This window comes from Ruegeria sp. AL11 (assembly GCF_056540865.1).
Window position 1 is genome coordinate 1 of record NZ_JBQFXO010000066.1, and the last position, 693, is coordinate 693.

Sequence of the window (693 nt, forward strand, 5' to 3'; positions counted from 1 at the left end):
GCCGCTGATCTCGCCCGCATTGGCCAGAACGGTCGTACGCTTGGCGATGTTCTTCGCGTAATCGCCAATCCGCTCGAGATTACCGGATACTTTCAGGACCGAAAGAACCAGTCGCAGGTCACTGGCCGTGGGCGCGCGCAATGCAATCAGACGCGCGGTTTCCTCGTCGATCAGGTCTTCCAACGCGTCGATGGCCTTGTCACCTTGTCGTATTTCCTGGGCCAGCTCAACGTCACGGCTTTCAAGCGAGCGCGCCGCGCCCATGATAGCGGCCTCAACCAGACCGCCCATCTTCATGATATGCGCCTGGATTGTTTCGAGGTCGCGGTCAAAAGCAGATGCAATATGTTGTTCGCTCATTGTTTGATACCTGTGCTTAGCCGATACGGCCTGTAATGTAGCTTTCCGTGCGCGGATCGACCGGATTGGTAAAAATCTGACCGGTTTCACCGAATTCCACCAGATTACCCAGGTGGAAAAAGGCCGTTTTCTGACTGACGCGCGCGGCCTGCTGCATCGAGTGTGTGACGATCACAACCGAATATCGGGAACGCAATTCGTCGATCAACTCTTCGACCTGTGCGGTTGCAATCGGGTCCAGCGCCGAGCACGGCTCGTCCATCAACAGGACCTCCGGTTCGGTTGCCACGGCGCGCGCGATACACAAACGTTGCTGTTGCCCCCCTGACAAAC

2 protein-coding genes are annotated in these 693 nt (G+C 57.0%); both read right to left on the reverse strand.

Features of this window, described 5'->3' with window-relative positions:
* On the reverse strand, positions 1-360 hold a 360-nt coding region (locus ACR0IP_RS23295), incomplete at its 3' end, for a phosphate signaling complex PhoU family protein (protein WP_480528181.1).
* A gap of 16 nt (positions 361-376) precedes the next feature.
* On the reverse strand, positions 377-693 hold a 317-nt coding region (locus ACR0IP_RS23300; RefSeq protein ID WP_480528182.1), incomplete at its 5' end, for a phosphate ABC transporter ATP-binding protein.